This window comes from Bradyrhizobium sp. STM 3557, from assembly GCF_045571465.1.
Taxonomy (GTDB): Bacteria; Pseudomonadota; Alphaproteobacteria; order Rhizobiales; family Xanthobacteraceae; genus Bradyrhizobium.
The window spans coordinates 761,611-777,961 of the sequence record NZ_CP120697.1 but is presented as its reverse complement, the minus strand read 5'-3'; the positions used below and the strand labels follow the sequence as shown (position 1 = coordinate 777,961).

13 protein-coding genes and 1 riboswitch are annotated in these 16,351 nt (G+C 64.9%); of the genes, 4 read left to right on the top strand and 9 right to left on the bottom strand.

The annotated features are described in order from the left end of the window. Positions 1-7 precede the first annotated feature (7 nt). On the bottom strand, positions 8-1,474 hold the full coding sequence (locus P6U24_RS03585) for an MATE family efflux transporter (RefSeq protein WP_407157830.1): 1,467 nt from the start codon (positions 1,472-1,474) through the stop codon (positions 8-10). 164 nt (positions 1,475-1,638) lie between these two features. After that, positions 1,639-2,745 (bottom strand): 2'-deoxycytidine 5'-triphosphate deaminase, encoded by a 1,107-nt coding sequence (locus tag P6U24_RS03580; RefSeq protein WP_407157829.1) that lies wholly within the window; start codon positions 2,743-2,745, stop codon positions 1,639-1,641. A gap of 127 nt (positions 2,746-2,872) precedes the next feature. Continuing rightward, positions 2,873-2,952: riboswitch (SAM riboswitch) on the top strand. Positions 2,953-3,024: 72 nt separating this feature from the next. Here P6U24_RS03580 and P6U24_RS03575 point away from each other — a divergent pair. Continuing rightward, complete coding sequence (locus tag P6U24_RS03575) at positions 3,025-4,224, top strand: O-succinylhomoserine sulfhydrylase (protein ID WP_407157828.1); 1,200 nt, start codon at positions 3,025-3,027, stop codon at positions 4,222-4,224. Positions 4,225-4,323: 99 nt separating this feature from the next. Here P6U24_RS03575 and P6U24_RS03570 read toward each other — a convergent pair whose 3' ends face one another. From P6U24_RS03570 to P6U24_RS03560, 3 genes are read right to left on the bottom strand one after another with little or no spacing between them, the layout of a single operon-like run. Then, positions 4,324-5,322, bottom strand: a complete 999-nt coding sequence (locus P6U24_RS03570) for an SGNH/GDSL hydrolase family protein (RefSeq protein WP_407157827.1) — start codon at positions 5,320-5,322, stop codon at positions 4,324-4,326. A 13-nt stretch (positions 5,323-5,335) separates the two neighbouring features. Beyond that, positions 5,336-6,106 (bottom strand): SGNH/GDSL hydrolase family protein, encoded by a 771-nt coding sequence (locus tag P6U24_RS03565; protein ID WP_407157826.1) that lies wholly within the window; start codon positions 6,104-6,106, stop codon positions 5,336-5,338. After that, positions 6,106-7,362, bottom strand: coding sequence for an OpgC domain-containing protein (locus P6U24_RS03560; protein ID WP_407157825.1), 1,257 nt, complete (start codon positions 7,360-7,362; stop codon positions 6,106-6,108). The genes P6U24_RS03565 and P6U24_RS03560 overlap by 1 nt, the downstream gene beginning before the upstream one ends. A gap of 299 nt (positions 7,363-7,661) precedes the next feature. Here P6U24_RS03560 and apaG point away from each other — a divergent pair, with 299 nt between their 5' ends. Continuing rightward, a complete protein-coding gene (gene apaG, locus P6U24_RS03555; protein ID WP_407157824.1) occupies positions 7,662-8,054 on the top strand; it encodes a Co2+/Mg2+ efflux protein ApaG in 393 nt (130 codons plus the stop codon). A 965-nt stretch (positions 8,055-9,019) separates the two neighbouring features. Beyond that, entirely contained in the window at positions 9,020-11,353 is a 2,334-nt protein-coding gene (locus P6U24_RS03550; protein ID WP_407157823.1) for a molybdopterin-dependent oxidoreductase, read from the top strand. A 183-nt stretch (positions 11,354-11,536) separates the two neighbouring features. Here the strand turns inward: P6U24_RS03550 and P6U24_RS03545 are convergent, their stop codons facing one another. From P6U24_RS03545 to P6U24_RS03530, 4 genes are all read right to left on the bottom strand, one after another. Further along, positions 11,537-12,535 carry an Hsp33 family molecular chaperone gene (locus P6U24_RS03545; RefSeq protein WP_407157822.1) on the bottom strand — a complete coding sequence of 333 codons (999 nt, stop codon included), beginning with the start codon at positions 12,533-12,535 and terminating at the stop codon, positions 11,537-11,539. A 128-nt stretch (positions 12,536-12,663) separates the two neighbouring features. Beyond that, entirely contained in the window at positions 12,664-13,029 is a 366-nt protein-coding gene (locus tag P6U24_RS03540; RefSeq protein WP_407157821.1) for an endonuclease domain-containing protein, read from the bottom strand. A 97-nt stretch (positions 13,030-13,126) separates the two neighbouring features. Beyond that, complete coding sequence (gene argF, locus P6U24_RS03535) at positions 13,127-14,053, bottom strand: ornithine carbamoyltransferase (protein ID WP_407157820.1); 927 nt, start codon at positions 14,051-14,053, stop codon at positions 13,127-13,129. Next, positions 14,050-15,261 (bottom strand): aspartate aminotransferase family protein, encoded by a 1,212-nt coding sequence (locus P6U24_RS03530; RefSeq protein WP_407157819.1) that lies wholly within the window; start codon positions 15,259-15,261, stop codon positions 14,050-14,052. The genes argF and P6U24_RS03530 overlap by 4 nt, the downstream gene beginning before the upstream one ends. A 478-nt stretch (positions 15,262-15,739) precedes the next feature. Here P6U24_RS03530 and P6U24_RS03525 point away from each other — a divergent pair, with 478 nt between their 5' ends. Next, positions 15,740-16,255: a GcrA family cell cycle regulator gene (locus P6U24_RS03525; protein WP_407157818.1), complete on the top strand. Its 516-nt coding sequence runs from the start codon at positions 15,740-15,742 to the stop codon at positions 16,253-16,255. The last annotated feature ends 96 nt before the right edge of the window (positions 16,256-16,351 follow it).

The following is a 16,351-nucleotide window of genomic DNA, read 5'->3' as shown; positions in this document are numbered from 1 at the left end:
CTCACGCTCACGGGCGACGGCGTAACCTGCCGTAGCCCGAGAGCGCGGAACTGATCACGACGGCTGCAGATTTCGATCCCCAGCGTGTCATGATGACGCTTGCGCAGGAGAGCACGCCGAGCAGCATCATCGACGACGCCGCGAGCGTGAAGAAGTTTTGCGCGGTCGCGGCATGCATCGACAGCCACCAGCCGCCGGATGCGATGAAGACGAGCCGCACCGTCTGCGCCACCACGGGTCCGGTCATCCTCGCCGCACCCTGCGAGGAGAAATACATCGAGAGCGCAAGCCCGATGAAGGCGTACATCGGCGCCGCTGTTCGTAGATATTGCCCGCTCGCGATCCGCACTTCCTCGTCATGGGTGAAGATATCGACCCAGAGGCTCGGCTTGATCGCGATCACGGTCGCGAGCGCGCCGACCGAGATGAAGGATGTCAGCCCGGCAACCCAGGCGATCCGCCTGGCGCGCGCAACGCGCTCGGCCCCGATCGCCATGCCGATCATCGGCACCGAAGCGATACCGAAGGAGAATGCGATAGAGGTCAGCATGAATTCCAGCCGCGCGCCGATGCCGTAGCCGGCAAGGACCGCCGTGCCGAGGCTGGCCAGCATATGCGTGAAGATCGCGACCGATAACACCCCCTGCAACGGTGACAGGCAGGAGACCACACCGACCTTCAGGATATCGCCGAGCACCGCGCGGCTTATTCGCAAGCCGCGCAGCTTTGGCACGACACGCGCGCGGCCAGAGAACAGATACCAGCCCATCACGGAGATGCTGACGAGGTAGGCGATCAACGCGCCGGCGGCGACGCCGCGCATGCCGAATTGCGGCACCGGGCCGAGCCCGAGGCCGAGCGTGCCGCCGAGGATAACCTGCAGCAGCGCCGAATTGAGGATCAGCATGGACGGCAGCTTCATATTGCCGGTGCCACGCAAAACGCCGGCCATCGAATTCATCAGCCAGGGCAGCACGGCGCCGCCGAAGAACACCTGCGCATAGGCGGCCGCGTGTGCCAGTACCTGACCGCGGCCGCCGAGCAGCGCGAGCAACTGCGGCCCGAACAGGAGCATGCCGATCATGAAGGCGAGGCCGAAGCAGAGGCCGATCAAGAGCGCATGCGAGGCCAGCGTCGCGGCGCGCACCTGGTCGCCGGCACCGAGCGCGCGTGCGATCGCCGAGGCGACGCCGCCGCCCATCGCGCCGCCCGACATGGTCATGGTGAGGATGACGAGCGGAAACACCAACGCCATCGCGGCAAGCGCCTCGACGCCCAGCAAGCCGATATAGGAGGTCTCCGCGATCACCACGCAGGTGCCGGCCGAGAGCGCGATCACGTTCGGCCAGGCCAGTGAGAGCAGCGTGCGCAGGATCGGCCCGTCGGTCAGCACGCTCTTTGCCGGCGCCACCGGCGGCGGCAACGGCTGCTCCCTCTCATCAACCGGGATTTCGGCGACGCCGATTTCGGACATCTCTCTCCCCAGGGGCTCGCCGCATTCCGCACGGCAGATATTGTGCGCTGGTTGAATTTTGTCATGGCGCTAGCGCCGCGCGAGGATGTCCTAGCACGTCCGCCGCGATTTCCCTGCGGCCATCGGCGCATTGGGGACCTGCGGGGAATGCAGGCGGGGGGATATCAGAGACGAAAATGCTTCGACAGCTTCAGGCCTTGCGCCTGGTAGTTGGAGCCGATGCGCTGGCCATACATCGCATCGGGGCGCGCCAGCATCTTCTCATAGACCAGGCGGCCGACAATCTGGCCGTGCTCGAGGATGAACGGCACCTCGCGCGAGCGCACCTCCAGCACGGCGCGCGCACCCTGCCCGCCGGCGCCCGCATAGCCGAAGCCGGGATCGAAGAAGCCGGCGTAATGGACGCGGAATTCGCCGACCAAGGGATCGAACGGCACCATCTCCGCCGCGTAGTCCGGCGGCACCTGCACAGCTTCCTTGGAAGCGAGAATATAGAACTCGCCGGGATCGAGAATCAGGCTGCCGTCGGCGCGCGCCTTGATCGGCTCCCAGAAATCGTCGACCGGATAGCCACCACGGCGGTCGATATCGACCACGCCGGTGTGGCGCTTGGCGCGATAGCCGACGAAGCCGCCCGAGTTCGCGCCGGAGAGATCGACCGACACGGCGACGCCGCCGACGAGATCGGCATCGTCGCGGTCGACCAGCCGCTCGGCCTGATGCAGCGCATCGAGCTCATCTGCATCCAGCACCGCCTGCCCTGCGCGGAAACGGACCTGCGAGAGCCGCGAACCTTCGCGAAGCAGGACCGGAAACGTCTTCGGGCTGATCTCGGCATAGAGCGGACCGTGATAGCCGGCCCCGATCATATCGAACCGCCTGGTGCCGTCGGCAATCACGCGCGTGAACACGTCAAGCCGCCCGGTCGAACTCTTCGGATTGGCGCTTGCTACGATGTCCTTCGGCAGCGCCAGGCTCTCCAGGAGCGGCACGATGTAGACGCAGTTGGTCTCCAGCACCGCACCGTCCGCGAGCGCGATCTCGTGCAGCTTCAATTCATCGATGCGCTCGGCAACCGTCGCGCCGGGGCCCGGCAGGAAGCTGGCGCGCACGCGGTAGGCGACATCGCCGAGCCGCAGGTCCAGGCTGGCTGGCTGGATCTGACTCTCGACGAAGTCGTATGCGGGAATGATCAGGCCAGCCTCCGCCATCGCCGCGATCATGCGGTCGGGCAGGATGCCATTGGCATCGGCTGGCAGTTGAAACGACAAAGCCTGATCCCTCGCGGCCTGATTACTTTAAAGTGGGCCTGGAAGCGCGCCCAGCCCCATATATTGGGCCTCTACCCGGTTATCCGATGGCCGGCTTGACGGAAAGGCCGCGGGCGATTAAGAGCACGACTTATCCCGTGGTGATTTGAGCCGGCCGGCTTGCAGCCACGTTAAATAAATCGCTAAACAGGCCGGGGACAGATGTGATCCCGGCCTTGAGGAATTTTCCCAGGCCGGTTTTTTTGTGGCCATTTCACCCGTGGTCACGATGGAGGTCACATGTCCAAAACCACCGTTCCCGCGCTGACCCAGTACCGGCCCGAAACCCGCCTGGTGCATTCCGGCACCCTGCGCTCCGAATTCGGCGAGACGTCCGAGGCCCTGTTTCTGACCCAGGGCTTCGTCTATGGCAGCGCCGAGGAATGCGAGGCGCGCTTCAAGGGCGAGGACCCCGGCTTCATCTATTCGCGCTTCTCCAACCCGACCACCGCGATGTTCGAGCGCCGCATGATCGAGCTCGAAGGCGCCGAGGCCTGCCGCTCGGCCGCCACCGGCATGGCCGCCGTGACCACCGCCATCCTGGCGCCCTTGCGCGCCGGCGATCATGTCGTCGCCTCCAAGGCGATGTTCGGCTCGTGCCGCTTCGTGATCGAGGACCTGCTGCCGCGCTACGGCATCGAGTCGACTCTGGTCGACGGACTCGATCTCGACCAGTGGCAGCGCGCGATGCGGCCGAACACCAAGACCTGCTTCCTGGAAAGCCCGACCAATCCGACGCTCGACGTGCTCGACATCGGCGCCATCGCGGAAGTCGCGCATGCACACGGCGCCCGGCTGATCGTCGACAATGTCTTCGCTACGCCGATCTGGCAGAGCCCGCTCGCGCTCGGCGCCGACGTCGTGGTCTATTCCGCGACCAAGCATATCGATGGCCAGGGCCGCAGTCTCGGCGGCGTGATCCTGTCGTCGGAGGCCTTCATCAACGAGCACATCCACAATTTCATGCGCCAGACCGGCCCGTCGCTGTCGCCCTTCAACGCCTGGGTGCTGCTGAAGGGACTGGAGACGCTCGCGGTGCGCGTGCGTGCGCAGACTGAGAACGCAGCGAAGGTCGCCGACTTCCTGGCGAGCCACAAGAAAATCTCGCGGCTCATCTATCCCGGACGTGAGGACCATCCGCAGGCCGCAACCGTCAGGAAGCAGATGCGCGCCGGCTCGACCCTGATCGGCTTCGAGGTCGAAGGCGGCAAGCCGGCCGCCTTCCGCACGCTCAATGCACTCAAGCTCGCCAAGATCTCCAACAATCTCGGCGACGCCAAGACGCTGGTCACTCATCCCGCCACCACCACCCATCAGCGGCTGACGCCGGAAGCGCGCGCCGAGCTCGGCATCAGCGAAGGCTTCATCCGCTACTCCGCCGGCCTCGAACATCCGGACGATCTGATTGCCGACTTGGATGCCGCGTTGGCGAAAGCGTAGCTTTCGCCGCGAATGGTGAGTAGCGAATAGCGAATGGATTTTACGATTTACGATTCGCCATTCCCTACTCGCTATTCGCTACTGCCTACCCGCCTCTCATCACATTCGCCGATAGCTCGGCACGTCGGGCGGCGTGTTGACGCCGATCTTCACCGCGCCCACCGAGCGGATGATGTCGTCGCCAAGCAGCTGGGCGAAGCAGGCATAGCCCCAATCGTTCATGTGCAGGCCGTCAGCGATGACGAAATCGTTGATCGGAATGTCCTGCCGCTCGTGCCAGTCGCGCATGACCTCGAAGCGCGGGAAGATGCCGACGTGATGCAGCTCGGCGATCCGGCTGAGCGCCTTGATCATCCGGCTTGCGCTTTCCGGCCGCTCGATCACGCGCGGTGAATACTGCAGATCGACCAGCACGACGTCGGCACCTGCGGCCTGCATCTTCGACACACCATCGTCGACCAGCTTGGCGGTCTCTGTGGGATCGAGACCTCGCAGCACCGCATTGGTGCCGACCTGCCAGATCACGAGGTCGGGATGCTGGTCGATCACGCTGCTCTGCAGGCGCTTGGCCATCTCCGGCGCATCCTCGCCGCCGATACCGGCATTGATGACCGAGATCTGCGCCGCCGGATATTGCCGGTGCAGCTGCGCGGCGAGCCGGTTCGGATAGGTGTATTCCGGCGCGCTCGATCCCCAGCCCTGCGTCGAGGACGACCCAAACGCGATGATCACGACCGGCTTGCCTTCGGCGAGCTTGCTCGCGACATGCGGCAGCGAGATGAAGGATTTCTTCGCGACACCCTTCGGCGGCAGGCAGGGCACGCGATTGAAGATGTCGGAGGCCGATTTCGCGACCTGCTTGACCTTGTCGATCGCCTTGGCGGTGAGGCTCCTGGGCTGCTGCGGATCGGAGGCTGGCGCCGTGATGGCCTGCGAGCCAGGGGCGTTCTGCGGCGGGCTTGAAACCTGCGGAGCCGCCTGGGCTGCATTCTGCGCATGAACCATGAGAGGGGGCGCCGGCAACGCAAACAGCAGGGCGGCCGCCACGGACAGCAGCGCCAGCCGTCGTACCGGGCGGTGACACTTCGTTAACGTCATGAACGGAAAAATCCTAGTTCTGCTGCGCCGGCGCAAGATGCGCCGCGTCGATGATGAATTTCGACAGCGCTCGGCCGAGGCAATCGTGAACCTGCTTGGCCAGCTCGAGACCGTGGGTCGGATTGAACAGGTCGAAATCGCCCTGCTCGCTCCACTGACGCATGATGGAGAAGCGATCGAACAGCGGAACGTCGCGCTCCTGCGCGACCACACGCATGTTGTCGATATAGGGCGGCACGGAAATCATGGTCTCCGTGCGCGGGCTATATTGCAGGTTCATCAAGATGACATCCGCTCCCGCATTCTGCAAGGCGCTGACCCCCGCGTTCACCGCATTGCGGAAATCATCGGGATCGATGGACCGCATGGCGTCGACGGTTCCGGTCTGCCAGACGACCAGAATAGGCTTTTTTTCTTCTACCAGTTTAACGAAACCGCTTGCCAACTCCTCCGCAGTCTTTTTGGGCTGCAGCTCGACGGAGAGATTGACAGGAACGGCCGGCAGTCTGTCCTTCAGGGCGGCCTGCAACCGTGCCGGGTAGGCACTGGCCTCTGACGTGTTGATCGTGGAGGATCGGCTGCCGACGACCAGGATATCGAGCGGCTGCCCCTTCTTGACCGCCTCAGTGACTTTCGGCAGTGGACTTTCGGTCGTCAGAAGGTAGGCAGGCACCTCGCAGCTGGGCGGGTTGTCGGCGCGCGCGGATGTTGCCAGCCCCAAGGTCCACGCCGAGGCCAGCGCCGTCCCTATCATCCCGCATCGCCACCACGAGACTGATAGCATCAGCCCCCTCCAGCCAGATCGGCATTGCTGCGCACGGCCTTGCGCGTCGCACCTTTGTCAGCCTCATGTTTGTACCACGAAATCAACGAGGCAACCCCCCACATGATGAGGATGCCGCTGAGGCTGATCAGCGCATGCATGACCGCGCCGCCCGAGACCTCGGCCAGGATGAAATGCCCGGCGAACGCCAGGAAGACGCCCAGGCAGAAGATCTCCAGCGAGTGCTGGCCGCACACGATCAGCGGCCGCAGCCAGGCTGATTTCAGGCCCGGCCAGGTCCGCGGCAGGAAGTAGACGGTCAACGCCGCCAGCGCCAGGAAATGGGCAAAGCGCAGCACGTCGAGATCGGTCTTGTCGATCGGATACATCCACTGCTCGAGGCGGCGCGGCATCAAATGGCCGAGTTGCGGGATGTACCAGGTGAGCGTCACGAAGAAGGCGGCGAGCAGATAGGCGAAGCTGATCCAAAGCGTGATCGGCGAATTGAGAATGCGCGACATCCGCCGTGCACCGCCAAGCGCACACCAGGCGCCGAACACGAACAGAAGCTGCCAGGCCAGCGGGTTGAAGGCCCAGACGCCGTTCGGATAGGCCGAGAGATAGAGATCGAACTGCCAGGTGACGGCGTAGATCACCACCGCCAGCGCCAGCGTGAGATCGGCCTTCCAGCGCATCAGCCACAGGATCACCGGCAGGAACAGCATCAGCATGATGTAGAGCGGCAGCACGTCCATGTTGACGGGACGGAAGCGCAGGATCAGCGCCTGCACGATGGTCACGTCCGGCTGCTTGAGGAAATCCATGATCCCCATCTCTTCGGTGTAGAGCGGGTTCTCGAAGCTGGTCGCGACGTAGGAGATCTCGGCAAGGAAAATCGTGAACAGGAACACGTGCGCGACGTAGATCTGCCAGACCCGGCGCAGGATGCGCGCGGTCGCCACCACGAAGCCGGCCTCCTGCATTGCCCGCCCGTAGACGAAGGCGGCCGTGTAGCCGGAGATGAAGATGAAGATCTCGGTGGCGTCGGAGAAGCCGTAATTGCGGATCGTGAACCAGGTGAGCAGGTTCGGCGGCAGATGGTCGACGAAGATCAGCCACAGAGCGAGCCCGCGAAACAGATCGAGCCTGAGCTCGCGCTCGCCCGTCGCCGGCAAGGCGGCGGCTGGCACGGCCGCGGCCGCTTCCGGCGCCAGCGCGGGCGATTCGACCGTTCCGGCAAGTTCGGGTCCGCCAAGGCGATTGACAATCGACGTCATCAGGCACCGTCTCGAGCAGCCGGTTCAGGGCCGGCCCGGCAAGGGAGAATGTAAGGCTGCGCAACTTGTGCGCAAGTTATGAACGGCTTAAGAGCTTGGGCGAATTGGCCGCTGTCGGAGCTTGGCGAGACGCGTGCTGCCATCCGGTTACGCCGGCTGCGCAAAGCCCGTAACGCTGGCAAAATGATGATTCGCGTGTCGCTTCTTCGGCGGCGGCGAGAACCATAATCCGGAACTGTGGTGAAACCGCGGTCGCCTGGCGATTGGTTCCGGCAGAACTTTTGGTTAGGATGCGCGCCATGTACCGTGCCGTCACCCGCGACATCGAGGTCACCGTCGAGCCGAACTTCCTGCCTGAGAAGTCCTCGGCCGAGAACGGGCGGTATTTCTGGTCCTACACGATCGTGATCACCAATTCCGGCGACGAGACGGTGCAGCTCAAGAACCGGCACTGGATCATCACCGACGCCTCCGGGCGCCAGGAGCACGTGCGCGGCGAGGGCGTCATCGGAGAGCAGCCGGTGCTCGCGCCGGGCGAGCGCTTCGAATACACCTCGGGCGTGCCGCTGGCGACCGCATCCGGCTTCATGGTCGGGTCCTACGAGATGGAAAGCGAGAGCGGCGAGCGCTTCGAGATCGAGGTGCCAGCCTTCTCGCTCGACTGCCCCGAGGGCCGGCGGGTGTTGAACTAGGGGCATAGGCCACGCCTCACTTCGCCGTCGTCGTCTGCCAAAACGCACCTGCCTACGTTTCACTGCGCTGTCGTCCCGGGCAAGCGAGCGGAGCGAGCGCGACCCGGGATCCATAACCACCGCTGGTGCTTTACGAGCACGCTGGAGCAACAGCGCGCTTCCACACGGACGGCGGTGGTTATGGGTCCCGGCTCAAGGCCGGGACGACACCTTTTTTGCGGAGGCAAGCTGCGTCACTGGCAGAGGCCCGCAACAACGACGTGAACTCTCGTTCTCGCGGCGCATTGTGCCCGAGCTATGCAATTCATTTGCGCTCCAACTAACAAAGAGGGCGCGGGGAAGGCCGGGCGCCGGCTGGCGCCCATGGTCCGCGTGCAGCAAAGAAGCACGCGGCAGAACCACAGGTGCAGCCGAGATCGCCCGGCCTTCCCTGCGCGATGGTTTTAACGCTTATACGTGCTCTCCCCGGGGACCGGCTCTCTTGCCCCCGTCGGCCGCGAACTCGTCGAGTTCCGCGACCTTGATACCAGCACCGGGATATCAGGACCACACGACTTCGCCGTCCGCGATCATGTCGTTCGTCGGCAAGCTGTTAGCTCGCTGCGACACGTCGCGTCCATCGCATCACCGGCCCAACGCTCGTGACGATCGCGAAGCGCCCCTCTCATCGGGCCGGGACGTGCGGAAATGTGAACTTGATTTGCCCGACGACGCAAGTGTTTTGTTAGTTGCAGCAAATCTGCCCGACGGGCAACAGGTCGCGACTGTGCGCAACGGCTGGAAAGCGACTTTACGTCAGCTCGTTAGCCCGCTCTCGTGCTCCGGACAAGCCGGCGGGCGCCTCTGGAACCTCGTTCACGCTCGCGCAACCACCGTCACTTGCCCGTCATCCGATCGCCGAACCGGGTTGTTGATATGATCAATATCATATAACATCCGCGCGTGGGATCATAAGGGAGCGCGCAATGTCCAAGGCCGAATGGCGGAAATCCGCCTGTAATCTCTGCTATGTCAATTGCGGCATCGAGGTTCTGATCGAGGACGGCCGCATCAGCAAGGTGCGTGGCGATCGCGACAATCCGAAGTCGCAGGGTTACATCTGCAACAAGGCGCCCCGCATTCCCTACTACGCCCATCACCGGGATCGGCTGACCTCGCCGCTGCGGCGGCGCGCCGACGGCAGCTTCGAGGCGATCGACTGGGACACCGCGATCGCGGAAATCGCGGCACGGCTGCGCGCGGTCGCGGACATGCATGGCGGCAGCAGCATCGCGATCTATGGCGGCGGCGGCCAGGGCAATCATGCCGGCGGCGCCTATTCGCGGGCCGTGATGGCCGCTCTCGGCATGAAGTATCGCTTCAACGCACTATCGCAGGAGAAGACCGGCGATTTCTGGGTCAATGGCCGCATGTTCGGCAGCCAGATCTGCCACACCGCCGAAGACATTCATCATTGTGACCTGCTGCTCGTGATCGGCGCCAATCCCTGGCTCGCGCACGGCTTCCCGAACGCGCGCGACCTTCTGAACCAGATCCGCAAGGATCCCGATCGCCGCCTGATCGTGATCGATCCGCGCCGCACCGAGACCGCCGAGATGGCGGACCTGCATCTTCAGTTGCGCCCAGGCGCCGACGCCTTCCTGCTCGGCGCGATCCTGTCGACGCTGCTGCGCCGGGACGGCATCGATCACGCTTTCCTGGAGGCGCACACGATCGGCTTTGCCGAGGTGAAGCAGGCGCTCGCGAAGATTCCGGCCGCGCAATGGGCTGCGGCGGCCGAGATCCCGCTCGACCAGATCGAGCGCTGCGTCGACATGATCCTGGCCGCAAAGGCGATGACCGTGCGAGTCGAGCTTGGCATCCAGCAGGGTGTCAACTCGACGCTCAACTCGTACCTGGAGAAGCTCCTGATCATGCTGACCGGCAGCTTCGGCCGGAAGGGCACCAACCAGCTGCATTCATGGCTGCAGCCGCTCTGGGCGCATTCGTCGGGCGAGCGGTTTGCGCCTGTAGACACCGAGGTCATCGCCGGACTGCTGCCGGCCAACCTGTTGCCGCAGGCGATTCTGAACGATCATCCCGAGCGGCTGCGCTGCGTCTGGATCGACAGCTCGAACCCGGCCAACACGGTCGCCGATACCGCGGCGGTGGAGAAAGCGCTTGCCGCGCTCGATCTCTGCGTCGTGGTCGACGTCGCGATGACGGAGACGGCGCGGCTGGCGCACTATGTGCTCCCGGCGTCCTCGCAATATGAGAAGACCGAGTTCACGCTGTTCAATTTCGAATTCCCGGTCAACTACTTCCAGGTGCGCAACGCGCTGCTGCCGCCGCTCAAAGGCACCCTGCCGGAGCCGGAGATCTATTCGCGGCTGGCGCGGGCGCTCGGGCTGTTGCCGGGCGACAATGTGCTGGCGCCGCTGCGCGAGGCGGCAGGGAAGTCGCGCGGTGCATTCGCCAAGGCGCTGCGCACCTTCGTGGCCGAGCATCCGCAGCCCGCCGCCGTCGGCGCGCTGATCCTCTATCACACGCTGGGGCCGACACTGCCCGACGGCACCGCCGCCGCCGCGCCGCTCTGGCAAGCCGCGCAACTCTGCGCCAAGCGCGATCCGGCAGCCGTGCGGCGCGCGCTCGGCGCCGGGCCGGAGATCACCGACGCCGCGCTTGGCGATGCGCTGTTCGATGTGGTCGTCGGCTCGCGCAGCGGCGTTGCCATCACGGCGCATGACTACGAGGAAGTATGGTCGCTGGTCGCCCATCCTGACCGCAAGATCCGACTCGCAATCCCCGAGATGCTGGATTGGCTCGGCAAGCTCGATCCGGCCGTAGCCGTCGCGCCGACGGACTATCCCTTCGTGCTCGCGGCCGGGCAGCGGCGCATGTTCAACGCCAACCAGATCTTCCGCGACCCGGCGTGGCGGCGCGACGATCGCGATGGCGCGATGCTGATCAACGCCGATGATCTCGATGCGCTCGGCGCCAGCGACGGCGAGTGGATCGCCGTGCGCTCGGCGGCCGGACGGCTGGTCGTCCGCTGCAAGGCGGATGACAGCATGCGCCGCGGCCAGCTGGCGCTGCCGCACGGCTTCGGGCAGGACTATCCGACTGACGATGGTGAGCGGCTGGTCAACGGCCCGCGCATCAATGTCCTGACCGATGCTCGCTATTGCGATCCCATCGCCGGCACGCCCTACCACAAGAACGTGCCGGTGCGGCTCGAACGGCTCAGCGCTGCGGAAGCCGCCGCGTCAGAAGCGAATGCGCAGCGTGTCCATGGCGCCGGGGCCGCGGCACCGGGCTAGGCTTTTTGCATCAGAGGCGAACAGTCCTCGGGGGCACAACAGCCGTCATCGCGAGGAGCAGAAGCGACGACGCGATCCAGAGCTATGGCAAGCATTCTGGATTGCTTCGCTTGCGCTCGCAATGACGGAGCTGACAGCAGGCGCGCGCCGCCCCCCACCGAGAAAGGGCGGCAAGCCGGTTAACTAATTCTGCGTCACGCCGGCTTCCTGCGGCGTGAACTCATAGACCGAGGAGCAGAACTCGCAGGTGACGACGACCTTGTCGTCCTTGACCATATCGGCGCGGTCCTGGGCCGAGAAGCTCTTGAGCATACCCGCCACCGCGTCGCGCGAGCATGAGCAGCGTGCCTGCAAAGGAAGCTCCTTGAACACGCGCACGCCGCGCTCATGGAACAGGCGATAGAGCAGCCGTTCGCCCGACAGCGCAGGATCGATCAGCTCGACGTCCTCGACGGTCGAGACCAGCGATTGGCCCTCGACCCAGGCGTCGTCCTCCTCCACGGTGTGCAGCGTCGTGCCCTCCGGCGCGTCGCCGGGATGCAAGTCCGCCTGACGCGAACGCTCCGGGGCCTTCGGCAGAAACTGCGTCAGCAGGCCGCCGGCGCGCCAGCGATGCTTGCCGCCGCTCCACTCCTCGCCGACCGCAAGCCGCACGCGGGTCGGGATCTGCTCGGAGCGAAGGAAGTATTCATGGGCGGCTTCCTCCAGGCTGCCGCCGGTCAGCGACACCAGGCCCTGATAGCGGCTCATGTCGGGCCCCTGGTCGATGGTCATCGCCAGATGGCCTTTGCCGAGCAGGCCGCCCGAATCCTTTGCCTCGGAAAGCCGCGCCTCGTCATAGCGCGCATAGGCACGCAGCCGATCCGGCGCCTGGAAATCGACCACCAGGAACGAGACCGGGCCGTCGGTCTGGGTCTGCAGGATGAAGCGCCCCTCGAACTTGAGCGAGGAGCCAAGCAGCGTGGTCAGCACGATCGCCTCGCCGAGCAGCTTGCCGACGGCTGCAGGGTAGTCATGCTTGGTGAGGATCTCGTCGAGCGCCGGGCCCATGCGGGTGAGGCGGCCGCGCAGATCGAGCGCTGCGACCTCGAACGGGAGCACCGCGTCATCCACCGGCACGGCCGAGGGCGCACGAACATCGCCGGCGAGATTGATTTCATTGTCGGGAGTGGAGGCTGTCATGGCGCCTATTTGGGGATGGGGAGAGCAAATGGAAGGGGAGATATGGAACTATGCTTTCGCGCCGAACTCAGTGCACCCTCTCCCCTTGTGGGAGAGGGTGGCGCCGAAGGCGCCGGGTGAGGGGTCTCTCACCTCTCGCCGAGCTTTGCGAGGACGTCCTCCATGACCTCAGTGCGACGTTGGAGGGCATCGTTGTTCCAGTAGCGGGCAACCCTGAAACCTTCGCGTACCAGGGCTTGGTCTCTCGTCATATCGCTTGTCGCTTCTGCGTGTTGGCTTCCATCGATCTCTATGACGATCCCTCGCTCGAAACAGACAAAGTCCAGAATGTAATTCTGAAATGGGACTTGGCGACGAAATTTGGACCGTGAGAAACGCCGATCGCGAAGCAGCCGCCACATCGCGGCTTCGGCATCAGTCGGCTCACTCCGCATCCGCCTGGCGAAGTTGCGGATACGCTTTGCGGTCGGCCGATGATGCGGTTCTTGCGGCACCAACCCCTCACCCGTCGCGCTTCGCGCGCCACCCTCTCCCACAAGGGGAGAGGGTGCACCGAGCAAGCCGCTGGTTCGTTCTCTTTGCCGTCGCGCGCTACGCCCCAGCTCCAAAACACCAGGCCAAAATGCCCTTCTGGGCGTGCAGGCGGTTCTCGGCTTCGTCGAACACCACTGACTGCGGGCCGTCGATCACCTCGTCCGTCACCTCCTCGCCGCGATGGGCGGGCAAGCAGTGCATGAACAGCGCGTCGGGTTTCGCGAGCGACATCAGGTGGGAGTTGACCTGATAGGGCTTGAGCAGGTTGTGGCGATGCTCGCCGTCCTTGTCGCCCATCGAGACCCAGGTGTCGGTGACGACGCAATCGGCCCCGGCGACGGCCTCTTCCGGATCAGTACCGAGCTTGATCTCGGCGCGGCTGTTGCGGATGAAATCCTTCATCGCCTTGCCCGGCGCGAGCTGCGGCGGCGTGGCCACATTGAGCTTGAACTTGAAACGATCGGCGGCATGGGCCCAGGAGGCCAGCACATTGTTGTCGTCGCCGCTCCAGGCCACGGTGCGGCCCTCGATCGGCCCGCGATGCTCCTCATAGGTCATCACGTCGGCCATCACCTGGCAGGGATGCGAGCGCCGCGTCAGCCCGTTGATGACGGGCACCGTGGCGTGGGCCGCGAGCTCCAGCAGCGCGTCGTGGGAGAGGATGCGGATCATGATCGCATCGACATAGCGCGACAGCACGCGCGCGGTATCGGCGATGGTCTCGCCGCGGCCGAGCTGCATCTCGGCGCCGGTCAGCATGATCGACTCGCCGCCGAGCTGGCGCATGCCGACATCGAAGGAAACGCGGGTGCGGGTCGAGGGCTTCTCGAAGATCATCGCCAGCACCTTGCCCTCGAGCGGCTTTTTCGCGGGCTGCTGGGCCTTGAGCTGCTTCTTCATGTCGCTCGAGAGCGCCAGCATGTTGCGCAGCTCTGCGAGCGGAACCTCACTGATGTCGAGGAAATGACGGGGCGCCTTACTCATGAACTAACCGCCTGCTTCACCTGATCGCCTGATAGCGCGGCGCAGGCCCGGTCGAGCCGCTGCACCGCCTCCTCCACTTCCGCCTCGCTCACGTTGAGCGGCGGCAGGAAGCGCACCACGTTGTCGCCCGCGCCCACCGTCAGCAGCTTCTGCTCGCGCAGCGCCGTCACCAGATCGGTCGACGGCACTACGGCCTTGATGCCGATCAAAAGACCCTCGCCGCGCACTTCGGCGATCACGTCGGGATGGCGGTCGATCACCGCACCGAGCTTCTGCTTGAGCAGCAGCGACATCTTGCGCGCATGCTCGAAGAAGCCGGGCGCCAGCATCACGTCGAGCACGGCGTTGGCAGCCGCGACCGCGAGCGGATTGCCGCCGAAGGTCGAGCCATGCGAACCCGGATTCATGCCGGCCGCGGCATCGGCCGTCGCGAGGCAGGCGCCGATCGGGAAGCCGCCGCCGAGCGCTTTCGCCAGCGACATCACGTCGGGCGTGACGCCGATCCAGCGATAGGCGAAGAGATCGCCGGTGCGGCCCATGCCGGTCTGCACCTCGTCGAACACCAGCAAGAGGCCGTGCTCGTCGCAGAGCTGGCGCAGCGCCTTGTAGAATGACAATGGCGCCGAGCGCACGCCGCCCTCGCCCTGCACCGGCTCGATCAGGATGCCCGCGGTGTGCGGGCCGATCGCGCGCTTGACCGCCTCGAGATCGCCGAGCGGCACCTGGTCGAAGCCGTCCATCGGCGGGCCGAAGCCGTCGAGATATTTGGCCGAGCCGGTGGCGGCGAGCGTCGCCAGCGTGCGGCCGTGGAAGGCGCCTTCGAAGGTGATGATGCGATAGCGCTCGGGATGGCCCTTGGCGGCGTGATGCTTGCGCGTGATCTTGATCGCGCACTCCATTGCCTCGGCGCCGGAATTGGCGAAGAACACGTAGTCGGCAAAACTCTGCTCGCACAGACGAGAGGCCAGGCGCTCGCCATCCGGGCTCTTGAACAGGTTCGACATGTGCCAGAGCCTGGTCGCCTGCTCCTGCAGCGCCTTGACCAGATGCGGATGCGCATGACCGAGCGCATTCACCGCGACGCCCGAGGTGAAATCGAGATAGCGCTCGCCATTCGTTGCAACCAGCCACGCGCCCTCGCCGCGCTCGAAGGCGAGATCGACCCGGGCGAATACGGGAAGAAGATGCGACGCGGCGGCTGCGGACATGGTGGATCACTTGTGCTTGGGGCAGTCCGAAATGCGCGCCAACTGGGCGCCATCGTGCATCAGGGACCCCGCCCTGGAAAACAAAATGTGCCGCCTTTTCAAGGCGGCACGTGGAACTATTCTATGCGGCCGGCGATAAGTGTCAACACGCAGCGCAGGCAGCCTGATCGCGTGGATTCCGTAAGATTGCGGTGATGCGGATTTGCTGCTCGTGCGCCGCGTCCGGCGACGGAAGGTGTGGACGATGGCCTCCGACTCTTGCGCGGGAGTCACGCCATATTGTAGCGTTTTACCTGTCGAGTACGACATCTCGTGCGGCAGTTCTGATCCTGAAAGCGTTCGGTTGTTTCGCGTACACGTCCGGAAGCGCAATTGCGCCCGGCGAGGGCTAAGGGATTCAGCATGCAGGAGATTTCTTGAGATAGGCATCGCAGCGCCGTCCCAGAATTGGCCGGCGCGACGCGAAGGGAAACATGCGATGACGGTATTGACCTGGTCCGACGATCGCGTCGAGCAGTTGAAAAAGCTCTGGGAGGCCGGGCTTTCGGCCAGCCAGATCGCCGCGGAACTCGGAAACGTGACGCGCAATGCGGTGATCGGCAAGGTGCACCGGCTCGGCCTCTCCGGCCGTGCCAAGAGCCCGGCGACAACCGCGCCGCGCCAGCGCAAGGCAACCCCGCGCCCCGCGCAGCAGATGATGCGCGTCGCCCGTCCGGTTTCGCGCGGCAACACCGCGCTTGCGCATGTGTTCGAGATCGAGGTGGAGCCGGATCCGGTCACGTTCGACAACGTGGTGCCAATGGGCCAGCGCCGCTCGCTGCTCGAATTGAACGAGGCCACCTGCCACTGGCCGGTCGGCGATCCCTCGAGCCCCGACTTCTTCTTCTGCGGCGGCAAGGCGCTCTCGGGCTTGCCCTATTGCGCGCAGCATTCGCGCCTCGCCTATCAGCCCGCGGCCGACCGCCGCCGCCAGCAGCCGAAGCCGGCACGCTGAGCTGCTAGCTTGCAGGCGCAATTGTAGCTCAACGTCAGCTGTCGTCCCCGCGAACGCGGGGACCCATAATCACCGGCGGGTGTGATTATGACGTGA